Here is a 15,104-nt window from a genome sequence, read left to right as displayed (position 1 = left end):
TGGTGGCTGAACGACTGCGGGTGGGGCTGGTCGGCGCGGGTCCGTGGGCGAGGGCGGTGCACGCGCCGGGGCTGGCCGCGCACCCCGGCGTGGAGCTGGTGTCGGTGTGGGGGCGGCGGCACGACGTGGCCGCCGGGCTGGCGGACGAGCACGGCGCGGTGGCCGTGCGCGAGGTGGACGAGCTGCTGGACCGGGTGGACGCGGTCGCGTTCGCGGTGCCGCCCGAGGTGCAGGCGCCGATCGCGGTCGCGGCGGCCGGGCGGGGCAGGCACCTGGTGCTGGAGAAGCCGGTCGCCGACTCGGTCGAGGGCGCGCGGGAGCTGGTGGACGCGGTCGACGAGGCCGGGGTGGCCGCGCTGGTGATGCTGACCAGGCGGTTCGCGCCGGAGACGCGGGAGCAGCTCGTGGACTGGCGGGACCTGGGCGGCTGGACCGGCGGCGCGGCGCGCTGGGTCGGCGGCGGGCTGCTGGGCGGGCCGTACTCGGCGTCGCCGTGGCGGCACGAGCGGGGCGCTCTGGACGACGTCGGGCCGCACGCGTTCGACCTGCTGGACGCGGCGCTGGGCCCGATCACCGGGGTGCGGGCGGCGAGCTGTTCGGGCGGGCTGTGGCAGGTGCTGCTGGAGCACGCGTCGGGCGCGGTGAGCAGCGCGGCGCTGGGCATGTCGGTGCCGGTGTCGCCGGGCGTGGCCGAGCTGGAGGTGTTCGGCGCGCACGGCAGGCGGGTGCTGGCAGGGCGCGGGTCGACGGCGCGGGACTGCTACGCGGCGCTGCTGGACGACCTGGTCGGCATGGTGGCGTCGGGCGCGGTGCGGCACCCGTGCGACGTGCGCAGGGGGCTGCACCTGCAGCGGGTGATCGCCGAGGTGAGGGCGCTGGCGTGAGCTCGGTGGACGGGTTAGCCCGGTACGCGGCGGGCCTGGCCTGCGCGGCGCGGGGCGCGTGGCGGGAGGCCGAGGCGCACCACGCGGGCGCGCTGGCGGTGTGGGGGCGGGACGCGCCGCGCGGCGGGCGGGCCGCGGCGGTGGACCGGGGCCTGGTCGAGCGGGCGCGGGACGAGGCGGACGCCTGCGCGACCGCCGCCGAGGTCGCCGTCGAGCTGCACCGGCTGGTGCCCGCCGTGCACCGGCGCGGGGCGGCGCTGCTGGCCGCGTCGGGGGTCCGGTCGCCGCACGTGCGGGTGCTGGCCGACCTGGCGAGCCTGCTGGCGGGCGGTCCGGCGCCGCTGGGGGTGGTGCGCGCGCTGCACCGCCGCACGCCGGGCCTGGTCGCCGCGCTGACCGACCGGGAGTGGCTGGTGGTGGGCGAGGACGTGCGGGCGACGCCGAGGTGCGCGGAGTTCCTGCGCGCGGTGAACGCGGCGCACGCCGAGGTGGTGGAGGGGTTGTGGCCGGACCCGCCGGTGGTCGAGCTGGTGGTGGAGCACCCGATGGCCGCCGCGCGCACCGGGCCTTCGCCGCAGGCCAGGCTGTTCGACCTGCTGCGGGCGCTGCGCTGGCAGCGCGCGGACGCGCACCACGCGGCCGTGCGCCAGGCAGCCGTGCGCCAGGCAGCCGCGCACAGGACGGCCGTGCACCCGGCAGCGGGGCGCCGCTCGGCGAGCGAGGACGAGCGGGTGACGGACCTGGCCGCGTCGACGCCCTACCGGCGGCTCGACCGGGCGCGCAGGGCCGCGCTGGTGACCGACCTCCGGGGCCTGGCTGACTAGGCCCCGGAGGCGCGGGTCAGGAGAACTTGCCGTTGTTGGGCTTGGGCACGCCGTTGACGTACTCCGCCCCACCCGGCCAGGTCTGCTGCTCCCGCTGGGCCAGTTCCTCGTGCAGCTGCTGGAGCAGTGCCCGCTCGCGGTCGCTCAGCTTGGCGTCCACGGTCGGCGGCAGGTTGACCGAGGCGGGCGCCTGCCCGTCGGCCAGCGCCGCCTGGAGCGCCGCCAGGTCCTCCGGGTTGAGCTCCATCGTCACCTCGGCGCGCGAGAACGGGGAGTCCTCGGGCAGGGAGGGCGGCGGGGCGACCGGGGGCGCCACCGGGACCACCGGAGGGGGCGCGGGCGGCGCCTTCGGGGCAGGCGGGGGCGCCACCGGCGGTGGAGGCGGGGGCGGCGGCGGGGCCTGCTGCTTGGGCGCCGCGGGCGGGGCCGGTTCCTCCTTCTGGGCCTGGTCGCGCGCGGCGGTGCGCTTGACCGGCTTCGGGGGGAACGGCTGGATCGCCTCGAACGCCTCGTCGCGGCCACGTCGGGACTTGGTCGAGCCGGTCTGGTTGTCGTCGGCAGGCACCGGTTCCGGCTCGATGACCGGTGCCTTGTCCCGGACCTCGCCGTCGAACCAGGCGGCGTTGTCCGGCGCCTCGCCCTTGGCGCCGAGCGGCGCCGAGGGGAAGTAGACCTCGCGCGAGGACGACGACGCCGCGGCGTGGTACTCGTTCATCGGCTTGCCGACGGTGAGCACCTCCACCGAGGCCCGGATGCCCGCCTTCCGCAGCACCGCGTCCAACCGGTACGCGGTGGCGGTCGGGAAGCCCTTGGGGCCGATGTCCACCAGGACCACGCGCTGCGGCAGCGGCCCCGGTGTCGCGCCCGCCGGGCTGGAGCGCCACGTGCAGCGCACCGAGCGCACGTCGGGCAGCGCCGACGCGGTCCGGCCCAGCACGTCGGCCAGGTCCTTCGTCGGGTCCGAGTCGGCCGTGAACCGGTGCCTGATGTGCGGCAACGTCTCCACGGCCAGCAACCGGTCGGCCAGCAGCGGGTCCGAGCGGACCTCGCCCAGCAGCGCGGCCAGCTCCTCGCGCTCCTCGGCCTTGACCGGGATGCGCCCGGCGATCAGGCAGCCGACCACGTGGTCGACCGCGCGGTCCAGCTCCGAGACCGCCAGCATCTCCCGCGCCTGGGCGAGCGCGTCGTCGTCAACGCGGCCCGCCAGCGCCAACAGGAGGTCGTGCAGGCGGACGGGCAGTCCCGTTCCGTCTTGCGCCACGCCTGTTCTCCTTCCGGCCCGCTCCGCAGCGGCGACCATCAGACGGTCACCAGGTGTCCGTCGTCCTCGGCGCCGGTGCACACCAGCTCCGAGGACGCCAACGCCGCCCGGTGGTAGGGCGGCGGTTCGAGCCCGGCGGGCAGGACCTCCACGCAGGGGTCGTGCTCGCCGAGCGCCCGCAGCACGCGCTGCAGCTCGCCCGCGAGGCGCGCGCAGCCGGACGTGGCGGTGACCAGGATGACCCGGTTGGTCCTCCCGTTCTTGCCGCCGACCCGGCGCCAGGCGGAGCGGACCTCGCCGACCCCCGGCCTGCCGCGCAGGGTCGCGCCGAGCACGACCGTCGCCGAGTCGCCCATCGCCGCCCGGTCGGGCGACTCCGGGGTGAAGGCGAAGTCGGTCTCGGGCAGCTCGTCCAGCGCCCGGATGGAGCTCGTGGCCGCGCGGTCCGCGCCGTGCGGCACCAGGGCGCTCTCCAGCAGCCGCTGCTCGTGGTCGGTCAGGCCGATCCGGTCGTGCAGCAGGGTGCGGGGCAGGGTGCGGGCCAGGACGGACACGGCGTCGGTCGCGGCCCAGTCCCGGAACCGCCACATGACGTCGTCGGGGAGCCTCCCCGACAACCTCAGCAGCAGCTCGTGCAGCGTGTCCGACATCTCACTCCCGGATCTCGACGACCAGCTCGACCTCGACGGGGGCGCCCAGCGGCAGCTCGGCCACCCCGACCGCGGACCTGGCGTGCGCGCCCGCGTCGCCGAAGACCTCGCCGAGGAACTCGGAGGCGCCGTTGACGACGGCGGGCTGCCCGGTGAAGCCGTCGGCGGAGGCGACGAAGCCGACCACCTTGACGACGCGGGCCACCGAGTCGATCCCGACGAGGGCGTGCACGGCGGCGAGCGCGTTGAGCGCGCAGGTCCGGGCGTGGGCCTTGGCCTCCTCGGGGCTCACCTCGGCGCCGACCTTGCCGGTGGCGGCGAGCGCGCCGTCGACGAACGGCAGCTGGCCGGAGGTGAACACGAGCGAGCCGGTGCGCACGGCGGGCACGTAGGCGGCCACCGGGGCGGCCACCTCCGGCAGCCGGGCGCCCAGCTCGGCGAGGCGGTCGGTCCAGGTCACGACTTGGGCCGCTTCAGGTAGGCGACGTGCTGCTCGCCGGTCGGGCCCGTCAGCACGCTGACCAGCTCCCAGCCGTCCTCGCCCCACTGGTCAAGGATCTGCTTGGTGGCGTGGGTCAACAGGGGAACTGTGGCGTACTCCCACTTCTGCATGACGGGAGCCTAGCCGCCGCGGCGGTCCCGGCGCGCCCGAGACCGGGGGTCGGCGGCGGGGGGAGCGGGGTGCGGCGGGTGGAGCAGCGGGCGGGCGCGCGGGCGTCGGCGGGCGGTCCGCTGATCGTCCGCGCGGCGGCGCGGCGCGGGGGTCCGCCGGTGACGCGGGGGTTGCGCTGGGGCTTTGCCGTCCGGGTGATCGCGGGCCGCGCGCCGCCGGGTCGGCGGGGCGGTGGCGCGGTGATCGGCTCCGGGGGCCGCGGCGGCTTCCCGAACGATCTTCGTTTTGCTCTCGCAACGGCCGCCGGGTCGCGCGTCGCCCCCACCGATCCGCGCGCACCGCCCGCAGGTCGGGCACCGGCGGTGACCGCACCCCACCGCGGACGCACGGTTGACGCGAACGCGGGACGCCCGTCCGGGGGATGGCGTGGCTGTCCGGAATGGCGGACCCCGGCTCCCCCGATCGGCGGCGCGCCCCCTCGGCGCTGCCCGACCGTCCGGGTCACGTGCCCCTTCCGCCGTTCCGCACCCCCTGCGCGCGGGGCTACCTTGATCGGTGTGGAGACCTGGCGGGTCGTGGCCACCGGCGCCTTCATCGTCGGCGGGCTGGTGCTGGTGCTGGTCGGCATGGCGCAGGTGCGCGACCGCGTCAGACGGCGCTCGGAGCGGGACGCCAAGCACGCGCAGGTGCTGCGCGCGGCGCTGGTCGGGCTGGTCGCGGTGGCGGCCGTCGCGCTGCTGATCGCGCTCTGGCTGCCGTCCACGGTGGCCTGGGCGCTGGTCGCCGCGACCGCGCTGGCGATCGTCTTCCTGACCACCGCCGACTGAGCGCCGGAGCCCGCTCCTCGGGCGCGCCCCGGCCGACCGCGGACCACCGCCGACCGAGCACCGGCCGACCGCCCCTGACCGACCCCCTGGCCGACCCGGCCACCACCCGACCGACCACCGCCGACCGACCGGTCCGGGGCGGACGATCACGGGAGTGATCTCGATCGGTGATCGCGCACCGCCCGGCGGAGTGGCGGGGAGCGCGCATAGGCTGATCCGGTGACCGGCTGGACCGACGAACTCTCCCGCGCGCGGCTGCACGTCGTGACCGGCAAGGGCGGGACCGGGAAGACCACCGTCGCCGCGGCGCTCGCGCTGGCGCTGGCGACCGGGGGTCGCCGGGTGCTGCTCGTCGAGGTGGAGAACCGCCAGGGCCTCGCCCAGCTGTTCGACCGCCCGCCGCTGCCCTACTCCGAGGAGCGGATCGCGTCCGCGCCGGGCGGCGGGGAGGTGCGGGCGCTCGCGGTGGACCCCGAGGCCGCGCTGCTGGAGTACCTGGCCATGTTCTACAACCTGGGCTTCGCCGGGCGGACGCTGCGCCGGATGGGCGCGATCGAGTTCGCCACCACGCTCGCGCCGGGCCTGCGGGACGTGCTGCTCACCGGCAAGGTCAAGGAGTGCGTGCGCCGGGTCGGCAGGTCCGGCCGCCACGAGTACGACGCCGTGGTGCTGGACGCGCCGCCGACCGGCCGGGTGGTGCGGTTCCTGGACGTGACCCGCGCGATGGCCGACCTGGCGAAGGTCGGGCCGATCAAGGGGCAGAGCGAGGGCGTGGTCGCGCTGCTGCACTCCGGCGACACCGCCGTGCACCTGGTGTCGCTGCTGGAGGAGATGCCGGTGCGCGAGACGCTGGACGCGGTGGCCGAGCTGGACGGCGCCGACCTGCGGCCGGGCGCGGTGTTCGTGAACCGGGCGCGCCCGCACCGGCTGCCCCCGGACGCGGTGCTCAAGGCCGCCGAGGGCGGGGTCGACCCGGCCGGGCTGCGGGAGGGGCTCGCGGAGGCCGGGCTGGACGTGCCCGACGAGGACCTGGCCGGGCTGGTCGAGCAGACCGCCGACCACGCGCAGCGGGTGCTGGCCGAGGCGCGCGCGAAGGACAAGCTCGCGGAGGCGGACCTGCCGACGTTGGAGCTGCCCGAGCTGACCGGGGGCGTGGACGTGGCCGCCCTCTACGAGCTGGCCGAGTCGCTGGTCGAGCGGGGGGTGCGGTGAACGGGCTGGACGTGGACGCGCTGCTGGACGACCCGGCGACCAGGGTGCTGGTGTGCTGCGGGTCCGGCGGCGTGGGCAAGACCACCACGGCGGCGGCGCTGGCGCTGCGAGCCGCCGAGCGCGGCAGGCGCGCGGTGGTGCTCACCATCGACCCGGCGCGCAGGCTGGCCCAGTCGCTGGGGCTGCGCGAGCTGGACAACTCGCCGAGGCCGGTGGTCGTCGAGGGCTTCGAGCCCGACGGCGAGCTGCACGCGATGATGCTGGACATGCGCCGCACGTTCGACGACATGGTGCTGGCGCACGCGGGCCGGGAGCGGGCCCAGCAGATCCTGGCCAACCCCTTCTACCAGACGATCTCCACCTCGTTCTCCGGCACGCAGGAGTACATGGCGATGGAGAAGCTGGGCCAGCTCGTGGCGCGCGACGAGTGGGACCTGGTGGTGGTGGACACCCCGCCGAGCCGGTCGGCGCTGGACTTCCTGGACGCGCCGCAGCGGCTGTCGACGGTGCTCGACGGCAAGCTGATCAAGATGCTGTCGGCGCCCGCGCGCGCGGGCGGCCGGGGCATCATGAAGATCGTCGGAACCGGGTTCACCCTGTTCACGAAGGCCGTGTCGACGATCGTCGGCGGTCAGCTGCTCCAGGACGCGTCCACGTTCGTGCAAGCGTTCGACAGCATGTTCGGCGGCTTCCGGCAGCGCGCCCAGGCGACCTACGAGCTGCTGCGCTCACCGGGGACGGAGTTCCTGGTGGTCGCGGCGGCCGAACCGGACGCGCTGCGGGAGGCCAGCTACTTCGTGGAGCGGCTCTCCGCCGAGGAGATGCCGCTGGCCGGGCTGGTGGCGAACCGGACCCACCCGGTGCTGGCCGGTCTGGCCCCGGCGGGCGCCGAGGCCGCCGCGGACCGGCTGGAGGAGCGGGCGGGCGGGCCGTCGCTGGCCTCCGCCGTCCTCCGGGTGCACTCGGACCGGGTCGCCGTCGCGGACCGCGAGAAGCGGCTGCTGGCGCGGTTCACCCGTGCGCACCCCGGTGTTCCCCTGGTCGGGGTTCCCGCCCTGCCAACCGACGTGCACGACCTGGACGGTCTGCGCGAGATCGGCCGCCGGCTGGCGGGCGAGTAGGAACCTCTGGTCGGCGCGGCGCGATCAGCCCGCTGCCGACTCCTCGTAGTGGTCCGTGCGCGCGGAGTCGAGCAGTTCGAGCCACGACGTCACGTCCGGTCGCCGCTTCAGCAGCGCCCTGCGCTCGCGCTCGGTCATCCCGCCCCACACGCCGAACTCGATCCGGTTGTCCAGCGCTTCGGCGAGGCACTCGGTGCGCACCGGGCAACCCAGGCACACGACCTTCACCTTGCGCTGTTCGGCCCCCCGGACGAAGAGCTGATCGGGCTCCCCATCACGGCACGCCGCCTTGATCCGCCAATCCCCCTGCTGCTGCATATCCCCCACCTCTGGTTCACACAGTGTCCGGTTCGAAATCCGCCACACCCCTGCCGCGGATGCCGTAGGCTCGCCACCGAAGTGGCCCGCCGTCGGCTGCTGTCCCTGGACGTTGACGGACTGTAGAGCGTTCCGGTTCCACCTCCAACCCTGGGATGCGCACCTGTTACCTGTCTTGAGTACGAGTACTCATCCCGGGTAATGGTGTTACTTGAGCCTGATCACTCGTTCCGGTCCCGGCTACGCTGATCCACGTGCGAGTCAGGAACAGCGTGCTGAAACTGCTCGGCCTGTGCGTGCTGGCGGGCGTCCTGCTGGCGGGCGCGTTGTTCCCCGCCGTCGGCGCGCTGGGCGTGGTGTCGAACCAGGCGAGCGACACCGTCGACAGCATCTCCTCGGACCTGGTGACGACCGACCCACCGCTGATCACGACGATCACGGACCGGGACGGCGCGCCGATCGCGTACCTGTACGACCAGTACCGGGTGCTGGTCCCACCGGAGGACATCTCCCCCACGATGAAGGCGGCCCTCGTCTCGGTCGAGGACCGCCGGTTCTACGAGCACCAGGGCGTGGACTGGAAGGGCACGACGCGCGCCGCGCTGACCAACCAGTTCAGCGGATCGGTCACCCAGGGTGCCTCCACGCTCACCCAGCAGTACGTGAAAAATTATCTTGTCCACGTGGTCGCGCGGAACAACAAGGTCGAACAGCAGAAGGCGCAAGAACAGACGATCGCGCGCAAAATGCGCGAGGCGCGCATCTCGTTGCAACTGGAGCGGAAACTGGGCAAGGAGGAAATCCTCGCCCGCTACTTGAACGTCGTCCCGTTCGGTTCGACGATCTACGGCATCGCCGCCGCCTCGCAGGCCTACTTCAACACCACCGCGGACAAGTTGACCGTGGCGCAGTCCGCGATGCTGGCCGGGATGGTCAACAGCCCGTCCGCGCTCGATCCCGAGGTGTTCCCGGAGAAGGCGCTGGAACGGCGCAACCAGGTGATCGACAAGATGGTCGAGAACGACAAGCTCTCGCGCGACGCGGCCTTCGAGGCCAAGCGCGAGCCGCTGGGCCTGGCCGAGCCGGTGCGCACCCCGCCCAACGGCTGCGTGGGCGCGGGCCCGGAGAACGGGTTCTTCTGCTCGTACGTCGTGGAGTACTTGGAGCGCAACGGTTTCAGCATCGAGCAGCTGAAGATCGGCGGCTACACGGTGCGCACCACGCTCGACCGCGACATCACCCAGAAGGCCAAGCGCGCGGCCGAGGGGCAGGTCGCCAAGGACACCAGCGGGATCGCCAACACGATGGCGATCGTGCGGCCGGGCAAGGAGAGCCACGAGGTCGTCGCGCTGGTCGCGAACCGCGACTACGGGCTCAAGGCCGACCAGTTCCAGACCCAGTTCGACCTGCCGAGCGGGGTGGAGAACAAGTTCGGCGCGGGATCGGTCTACAAGACCTTCACCGCCGCCGCCGCGCTGGAGAAGGGCATGGGGATCGAGAACGTCATCCCCACCCCGACGTTCTACGAGTCGCGCGTGTTCAAGGGCGGCGGGAACCGCTGCCGCAGCACCGGCGAGCCGAACACCCGCTGGTACTGCCTCGGCAACGCCTCCTCCACCTACTCCTCGCAGATGTCGCTCCAGCAGGCGCTCCAGACCTCGCCGAACACCGGGTTCGTCATCCTGGAGGAGCGCCTGGGCATGGACCCGGTGGTGGACATGGCCTCGCGGCTGGGGATGCGCGAGACGATGGCCACCAACATCTCCGGCACCCCGCCGGACCCGAGGTCCAAGCAGCGCGAGCTGCGGGTGTCGCAGAGCGAGTTCTACAAGCAGGACGGCGGGAACGCCTCGTTCACGCTCGGCCCGGCGTCGGTGAGCACGCTGGAGCTGGCGAACGTGGCGGCGACCATCATCAGCGGCGGCACCTGGTGCCCGCCGACGCCGGTGGCCGAGGTGCTCGACCGCGACGGGGAGGCCGTGCCGGTCAACGAGGCCCCGTGCGAGCAGGTGGTCAACGAGCAGCTCGCCAACGGGCTCGCGGTGGGCATGTCCAAGGACGACCAGGGCGCGGGCACGGCGGCGGTCGCGGCGCGCAACGCCAAGTGGAACCGGCCGATGCTGGGCAAGACCGGCACGACCGAGGACTACAAGTCGGCGGCGTTCATCGGGGCCACGCTCGACTACGCGGGCGCGGTGCAGACCTACAACGACGGCCCCAACCCGCAGCCGATCTGCGTGACCGGCAAGCCGAGGCTGTGCGCGAACGGCGACATCTACGGCGGCACGGTGCCCGCGCGGACCTGGTTCGACACCATGGCGCAGATCCACGAGGGGCTGCCGGTGCGGCAGCTGCCGAAGGTGGAGCCGCGCTACCTCAAGGGCGGCGACGAGATCCGGGTGCCGGACGTGGTGGGCAAGAGCGTCAACGACGCCACCAGGGTGCTCCAGGAGGCCGGGTACAAGGTGACCCAGCAGAGCCGGAACTCCGCGCAGGCCAAGGGGACCGTGGTGAGCCAGACGCCGCGCGGCAGCGCCCTGCAGGGCACGCTGATCACGCTGCTGGTGAGCACCGGCTACGTGCCGCCGCCCGCGCCGACCCAGCAGTCGCCGCAGCAGCCGCCCACCCAGGGGCAGCCCGAGCAGCCCAGCCAGCCGACCCAGCCCGGCGGTCAACCGGGCGGCGGGACACCGGGGACGCCGGGGCAGCCGGGCGGACCGACCAGGCCGACCAGACCGACCCGCTGAGCGAGGTCGACCGACGGGAGGAGCGGCGCCGCGAGATCCTCGCGGCGCCGCTCCTCCGCTCGTGGGGCGGGAATCCCGGTCCCGGAGGGCCGGGAGGCGCTCAGGCGCTCAGGCGCTCAGGCGGGCCTTCACGGCGGCGGCCACCCGGCCGCCCTCGGCGCGGCCGGCGACCTTCGCGTTGGCCGCCTTCATGACGAGGCCCATCTGCTTCAGGCCCGGCTGCTCGCCGCCCTGCGCCAGCTCGGCGACGGCCTCGTCGACGAGCGCGGCCAGCTCGGCGTCGTCGAGCTGCTTCGGGAGGTAGGTCTCCAGGATCGCCATCTCCTGGCGCTCCAGCTCGGCCTTCTCGTCCCGGCCCGCGTTCGCGAAGGCCTCGGCGGCCTCGCGGCGCTTCTTCACCTCGCGGCCGAGGACCTTGAGGACCTCGTCGTCGGTGAGCTCGCGCGCCGCCTTGCCCGAGACCTCCTCGTTGGTCACCGCGGTCAGCGCCATCCGCAGCGCGCCCGCCGTGACCGACTCCCTGTTCTTCATGGCGCCGGTCAGATCGGACTGCAACCGCGCCTTGAGCTGTGCCATGCGGGCAAACCTACCGGGCACCGCGTCGAGCCCCGAATCATTTGACCGCCTACCCTCGGGGAGGTGAACACGTTCGGCCGATCCCTGCTCGCCACGACCGCACTCGGAACCGCGGCCCTCGCCTACGCGGCCGGCATCGAGCGCAGGCACTGGACACTGCGGCGCGCCACGATCCCGGTGCTGGCCCCCGGTTCGGCGCCCCTGAAGGTGCTGCACCTCTCGGACCTGCACATGACCCCGAACCAGACCTCGAAGCAGCGCTGGGTCGCCGGGCTCGCCGAGCTGGAGCCCGACTTCGTCGTCAACACCGGCGACAACCTCGCGCACCCGCAGGCCGTCCCCGGCGTCATCCGCGCGCTCGGTCCGCTGCTGGACTTCCCCGGCGTGTTCGTGTTCGGCAGCAACGACTACTACGCGCCGCGCCCGAAGAACCCGGCGCGCTACCTGCTGCCGTCCGCGAAGACGAAGCGCATCCACGGGCTCGACCTGCCGTGGCGCGACCTGCGCGCCGCCATGGTGGAGCGCGGCTGGATCGACCTGACCCACGTGCGGACCTCGTTCGAGGCGGGCGGTCAGCGGATCGTCGCCGCCGGGCTGGACGACCCGCACCTCAAGCGCGACCGGTACTCCGAGATCGCGGGCGCGCCCGGCAAGGGCGCGCTGCGGCTGGGCGTCACGCACTCGCCGGAGCCGAGGGTGCTGGACCCGTTCGCCGCCGACGGCTACGACCTGGTGCTCGCGGGCCACACGCACGGCGGGCAGCTGCGCATCCCCGGCTACGGGGCGCTGGTGACCAACTGCGACCTCGACCGCGGCCGGGCCCGCGGCGTGTCCCGGTGGGGCGCGCACATGTGGTTGAACGTCTCCGCGGGCCTCGGAACCTCTCCCTACGCGCCGGTCCGCTTCGCCTGCCCGCCGGAGGCCAGCCTGCTCACCCTCGTCCCCCGCGACGTCGACGCTGGTCAGAGCGACGACGAAGCGAAGAGGGATACCGATTTCCGAGTTCGTGGGAACGTGCGGTAGAGTTCACCTCGTTCGGCCCACCGGGGTGTGGCGCAGTTTGGTAGCGCGCTTCGTTCGGGACGAAGAGGTCGCAGGTTCAAATCCTGTCACCCCGACCAGTTCAGGCCGGGAGCTTCTCACGAAGCTCCCGGCCTGAACTGCTTTCCGGGCCCGTTTTCCCTCGGCCGGCCCCGACCATTCCCGGCGTGACCTTCGTCTCACCGCCCCCGTGTTGTTCGCGCTCGTCCGACGACGGTCCCCGCGCGTTCCCGGAACCCGTTCGCCCGCGACCCCGGAAAAGCGGTCGGGGCCCGTCCCCCCGGACGGACCCCGACCTCCTCCGGAACGGCGCGGCGGCCCCCGCTCCCCCCTCCACCGCGTTCCCCCGCGTTCCGGCCCCCTTCTGCGGGCGGCGCCCCCACCGCCCGGCCGCGTGGCCTACGCCATGTCGCGGTTGCGAGCCGTGCGCTCCCCCATGGTCTTTCCCCCTCGGTTTCCCAGTGGTGTTTCCGACGCCTCCGAAGGTATTCGCACCGCGCCCTTTCCAGCCACTCGATTTCCCGCCTCGCCACGCTCTCGCCAACCCGCCCGGTTGGCGAATCCGTGGCGAAAAGCGGCGGCGTGGCGAGTTCTCGGCGAATCGCCAGGTCGGGTGCCTAATCTGTCGCGCGTGGACCAGGTCAAGCGCGCGATCGACCGGGCGTGCTCGCTGCACAAGTCGACCGGGGTTCGGCGGACCGGGCTGGACCGGGCGCTGGGGTCGGAACTGCGAGCGCTGTGGGGCGTCGGCGCCTCCGACCCGCCCGACCGGGGCAGGGCGAAGGCGGTGCTCCAGCTGGAGCGGGTGTTCGGCGGGCTGGACCCGGTGGTGGCGGCCGTGGCGCGGGGGTGGTTCAACACCTCGCTGGACCCGGCCTGGTGGGGGCTGAACCTGACCGCGCGCAAGCAGCGGCTGCGCGACGGGCTGGACCTGTCGCAGCGCACCCTGGAGCGCCGGTTCGGCGACGAGGCTCAGCCCGCGCTGATCGCGTCGCTGCGGGCCGGACCTGCGCCTGTGCCGCCCGCGGACGTGCTGGCCCGGCTGGACGCGGAGCGGCGCGCGGTGGCGGGCGACCCGCCGGACGACGGGGCCGACGAGCGGATCGGGCGCTTCCGCGAACCGGTCTCCCCGCTGGAGCAGGCGCTGCGGTTCGCGCGCGAGGAGCCGCTGCACGGGCTGCGGGACCGGGAGGGGCGCCCGGTCGTGCTGGACGCCGGGGAGCACGGGGCGTGGATGCCGGTGTTCAGCACGCGCGCCCGGTTGCGGGAGTACCTGCCGGCGAACCCGGCGTTCGGCGGGTTCGCGTTCACCAGCACGGGTCCGAAACTCGCCGCGGAACTCATCGCGCGGCATCCGGGAACGGGGCTCGCGGTGAATCCGGTGGCCGATCCCGAGGGGGACCTGAGGAGAACATTCACCCTTCTCCCGGAACAGGTCGGAGAACTCCTCGCGATTCGCCGCCCACCCGGTGAAAACCGCGCCGGATAACTTCGACTGCCGCTACAGTCCGTCGGATGAGCGGTTTCGCGGTGGACACTCGTGAACTGCGCGGCGCGGCGGGATCGGTGCGCGCGGAGGTGGCCGAACTGGTGGGGAGCCCGGCGCTCAGGTACCGGGCGGACCCGACCAGGCTCGGGCACGAGGGGCTGGGGGCGGCGCTGGCCGGGTTCGACGACGCCGCGCGGGTCGGGATCGCCGCGCTCGCGTCGGACGCCTCGGAGCTGGCGCGGCGGTTGGAGGAGACCGCGGCGGCCTACGCGGACGCGGACGCCGAGGCGGCGCGGCGCTCGGACGAGCACGGGTAGCCGCGCGTGCCGGCGGACGAGGGGGAGCCGATCGCGGGCAGCGCGTCGGTGCTGGAGAACGAGGTCGTGCGGTTGCGGCACGTCGCGGGCGCGCTGGACGAGGTCGCGGGGGCGGTGTCCCGTGCGCGGGCCGACGAGTGGAGCGGTCGGGCGCGGGAGGGGTACGACGGGGCGCGCGGGCGGCTGCGGGAGCGGTGCCTGCGCGCGGCGGAGGAGTTCACCAGGGCGGCGCGGGCGGTCGACGGGTACCGGGCGGTGCTGCTGGAGCTCCAGCCGAGGGCGCGGTGGGCGGTCGAGGAGGCGCGGGGGCGGGGGCCCGAGGCCGAGGCGGTCGCCGAGGAGCGGGTGGACCGGTGGCGGCGGCAGCTGGGGCGGGCTGGTGACGAGGCAGCGGCGGCGGTGCGGGACGCGATGCGCCGGATGGGTGACCTGGGCGGGGTCTTCGCCCGGCCCGAGGTTGCTCCGATCGCCGCGCCGCGCGCGCCCGAGCGCAGGAGCGCGCCGGTGGCGCGACCGGACCTCGGGGACGGCCCGACGTACGAGCCGAGGCTCCGCGAGCTGAACAGGGCGCTGGTGGCGGCGTTCGCCGGGCTTCCGTGAACGGATCTTCACCCGATTACACACAGTACCCTCTTTAGGGTGAACCTTTAATATTGAACTGACTCTGCGTAACAGCAAGGCGGGTCGGAGCGAAAAACGAGACACGCGCGTCGCACAACCGCACCCGCTCCTGCGAGGAGTAGCAATGAGCACCGCCGCACAGTCAGGCCCGCACGCCGAGCACCGCGACCCGACCTCCGAACCCCCGGTCCCCGCAGCGCCGATCCCCGCAGCGCCACCCCGGACTTCCGCGACCGCGGGTCTGGGGAGCGTCGTCCTCGCGCTGGCCGTGGTGGGCGCGGCGTTCCTGGTGGCGGACCTGACCTCCCCGGTCTTCGGGGCGGCGACGGGGGCGCTGCTGCTGCTCGGCGCGGCGGCGGTCCGCGCGCTGCGCAGGGCGGGGAGGACGGCGGACCGCATCTTCGCCGAGGAACTCCCCCCGCCGGGAACCAGGCCGGCCTCCCTCCCCGGCCCGCGCACCCCGTCGGACGCCCGCCACGAGCCGACCACCCGCCGCTCCACCCCCGCCTCCCGCCGCAGGCCTGGCCGGGCCAGGCGCCCCCACCGAGCGGCGGGCCGGAACGGCCGCTGAACGCCCCCGCACCGCCGGGAACCCCCGAGACC

Annotated in this window: 17 protein-coding genes and 1 tRNA gene; 12 read left to right on the top strand and 6 right to left on the bottom strand. The window is 74.3% G+C overall.

All coding sequences use genetic code 11. The annotated features are described in order from the left end of the window. Window positions 1-2 precede the first annotated feature (2 nt). Window positions 3-884 carry a Gfo/Idh/MocA family protein gene (locus tag CNX65_RS01160; RefSeq protein WP_198320421.1) on the top strand — a complete coding sequence of 294 codons (882 nt, stop codon included), beginning with the start codon at window positions 3-5 and terminating at the stop codon, window positions 882-884. Next, window positions 881-1,708, top strand: a complete 828-nt coding sequence (locus CNX65_RS01155; RefSeq protein WP_096491102.1) for a hypothetical protein — start codon at window positions 881-883, stop codon at window positions 1,706-1,708. Before CNX65_RS01160 ends, CNX65_RS01155 begins: the two co-directional genes overlap by 4 nt. A 16-nt stretch (window positions 1,709-1,724) precedes the next feature. Here CNX65_RS01155 and CNX65_RS37665 read toward each other — a convergent pair whose 3' ends face one another. The 4 genes from CNX65_RS37665 to CNX65_RS01135 are packed head-to-tail and all read right to left on the bottom strand — an operon-like array spanning window position 1,725 to window position 4,231. Continuing rightward, on the bottom strand, window positions 1,725-2,969 hold the full coding sequence (locus tag CNX65_RS37665; RefSeq protein WP_157767438.1) for a hypothetical protein: 1,245 nt from the start codon (window positions 2,967-2,969) through the stop codon (window positions 1,725-1,727). Between the two features lie 38 nt (window positions 2,970-3,007). Continuing rightward, complete coding sequence (locus CNX65_RS01145; protein ID WP_096491101.1) at window positions 3,008-3,619, bottom strand: hypothetical protein; 612 nt, start codon at window positions 3,617-3,619, stop codon at window positions 3,008-3,010. A 1-nt stretch (window position 3,620) separates the two neighbouring features. Next, window positions 3,621-4,079: a RidA family protein gene (locus CNX65_RS01140; protein WP_096491100.1), complete on the bottom strand. Its 459-nt coding sequence runs from the start codon at window positions 4,077-4,079 to the stop codon at window positions 3,621-3,623. Further along, window positions 4,076-4,231: a DUF4177 domain-containing protein gene (locus CNX65_RS01135; protein WP_012782872.1), complete on the bottom strand. Its 156-nt coding sequence runs from the start codon at window positions 4,229-4,231 to the stop codon at window positions 4,076-4,078. Before CNX65_RS01135 ends, CNX65_RS01140 begins: the two co-directional genes overlap by 4 nt. Window positions 4,232-4,789: 558 nt before the next feature. On the opposite strand from CNX65_RS01135, the gene CNX65_RS01130 reads away from it, so the two are divergent. From CNX65_RS01130 to CNX65_RS01120, 3 genes are all read left to right on the top strand, one after another. After that, window positions 4,790-5,059, top strand: coding sequence for a hypothetical protein (locus tag CNX65_RS01130; protein WP_012782871.1), 270 nt, complete (start codon window positions 4,790-4,792; stop codon window positions 5,057-5,059). A 219-nt stretch (window positions 5,060-5,278) separates the two neighbouring features. Further along, a complete protein-coding gene (locus tag CNX65_RS01125; protein ID WP_096491099.1) occupies window positions 5,279-6,271 on the top strand; it encodes an ArsA-related P-loop ATPase in 993 nt (330 codons plus the stop codon). After that, entirely contained in the window at window positions 6,268-7,392 is a 1,125-nt protein-coding gene (locus tag CNX65_RS01120; protein ID WP_096491098.1) for an ArsA family ATPase, read from the top strand. Before CNX65_RS01125 ends, CNX65_RS01120 begins: the two co-directional genes overlap by 4 nt. Before the next feature lie 24 nt (window positions 7,393-7,416). Here CNX65_RS01120 and CNX65_RS01115 read toward each other — a convergent pair whose 3' ends face one another. Beyond that, window positions 7,417-7,710, bottom strand: a complete 294-nt coding sequence (locus tag CNX65_RS01115) for a WhiB family transcriptional regulator (protein ID WP_012782868.1) — start codon at window positions 7,708-7,710, stop codon at window positions 7,417-7,419. A gap of 254 nt (window positions 7,711-7,964) precedes the next feature. Between CNX65_RS01115 and CNX65_RS01110 the strand changes: the two genes are divergently transcribed. Beyond that, complete coding sequence (locus CNX65_RS01110) at window positions 7,965-10,457, top strand: transglycosylase domain-containing protein (RefSeq protein ID WP_096491097.1); 2,493 nt, start codon at window positions 7,965-7,967, stop codon at window positions 10,455-10,457. Between the two features lie 108 nt (window positions 10,458-10,565). Here the strand turns inward: CNX65_RS01110 and CNX65_RS01105 are convergent, their stop codons facing one another. Continuing rightward, window positions 10,566-11,033, bottom strand: a complete 468-nt coding sequence (locus tag CNX65_RS01105) for a GatB/YqeY domain-containing protein (protein ID WP_096491096.1) — start codon at window positions 11,031-11,033, stop codon at window positions 10,566-10,568. Between the two features lie 63 nt (window positions 11,034-11,096). On the opposite strand from CNX65_RS01105, the gene CNX65_RS01100 reads away from it, so the two are divergent. From CNX65_RS01100 to CNX65_RS01075, 6 genes are all read left to right on the top strand, one after another. Then, window positions 11,097-12,056 (top strand): metallophosphoesterase, encoded by a 960-nt coding sequence (locus CNX65_RS01100; protein ID WP_096491095.1) that lies wholly within the window; start codon window positions 11,097-11,099, stop codon window positions 12,054-12,056. A 21-nt stretch (window positions 12,057-12,077) separates the two neighbouring features. Then, a tRNA-Pro gene (locus CNX65_RS01095) sits at window positions 12,078-12,154 on the top strand. A 551-nt stretch (window positions 12,155-12,705) separates the two neighbouring features. Then, the gene (locus tag CNX65_RS01090; protein WP_096491094.1) at window positions 12,706-13,563 is read left to right on the top strand and encodes a hypothetical protein; all 858 of its coding nucleotides are present in this window, start codon (window positions 12,706-12,708) and stop codon (window positions 13,561-13,563) included. Window positions 13,564-13,589: 26 nt separating this feature from the next. Beyond that, entirely contained in the window at window positions 13,590-13,880 is a 291-nt protein-coding gene (locus tag CNX65_RS01085; protein WP_157767436.1) for a hypothetical protein, read from the top strand. Between the two features lie 6 nt (window positions 13,881-13,886). Then, the gene (locus CNX65_RS01080) at window positions 13,887-14,480 is read left to right on the top strand and encodes a putative T7SS-secreted protein (RefSeq protein ID WP_096491092.1); all 594 of its coding nucleotides are present in this window, start codon (window positions 13,887-13,889) and stop codon (window positions 14,478-14,480) included. Between the two features lie 145 nt (window positions 14,481-14,625). After that, a complete protein-coding gene (locus tag CNX65_RS01075; RefSeq protein WP_096491091.1) occupies window positions 14,626-15,072 on the top strand; it encodes a hypothetical protein in 447 nt (148 codons plus the stop codon). Window positions 15,073-15,104 lie beyond the last annotated feature (32 nt).

The sequence above is a fragment of the Actinosynnema pretiosum genome, from assembly GCF_002354875.1.
GTDB classification, from domain to species: domain Bacteria; phylum Actinomycetota; class Actinomycetes; order Mycobacteriales; family Pseudonocardiaceae; genus Actinosynnema; species Actinosynnema auranticum.
The sequence above is the reverse complement of the archived record's forward strand: the minus strand, read 5'-3'. Positions and strand labels throughout refer to the sequence as shown.

Excerpts from the sequence above, each read along its gene's own strand:
- CNX65_RS01145 (WP_096491101.1), bottom strand. The coding sequence starts at position 3,619 with ATGTCGGACACGCTGCACGAGCTGCTGCTGAGGTTGTCGGGGAGGCTC.
- CNX65_RS01105 (WP_096491096.1), bottom strand. The coding sequence starts at position 11,033 with ATGGCACAGCTCAAGGCGCGGTTGCAGTCCGATCTGACCGGCGCCATG.
- CNX65_RS01135 (WP_012782872.1), bottom strand. The coding sequence starts at position 4,231 with ATGCAGAAGTGGGAGTACGCCACAGTTCCCCTGTTGACCCACGCCACC.
- CNX65_RS01085 (WP_157767436.1), top strand. The coding sequence starts at position 13,590 with ATGAGCGGTTTCGCGGTGGACACTCGTGAACTGCGCGGCGCGGCGGGA.
- CNX65_RS01115 (WP_012782868.1), bottom strand. The coding sequence starts at position 7,710 with ATGCAGCAGCAGGGGGATTGGCGGATCAAGGCGGCGTGCCGTGATGGG.
- CNX65_RS01075 (WP_096491091.1), top strand. The coding sequence starts at position 14,626 with ATGAGCACCGCCGCACAGTCAGGCCCGCACGCCGAGCACCGCGACCCG.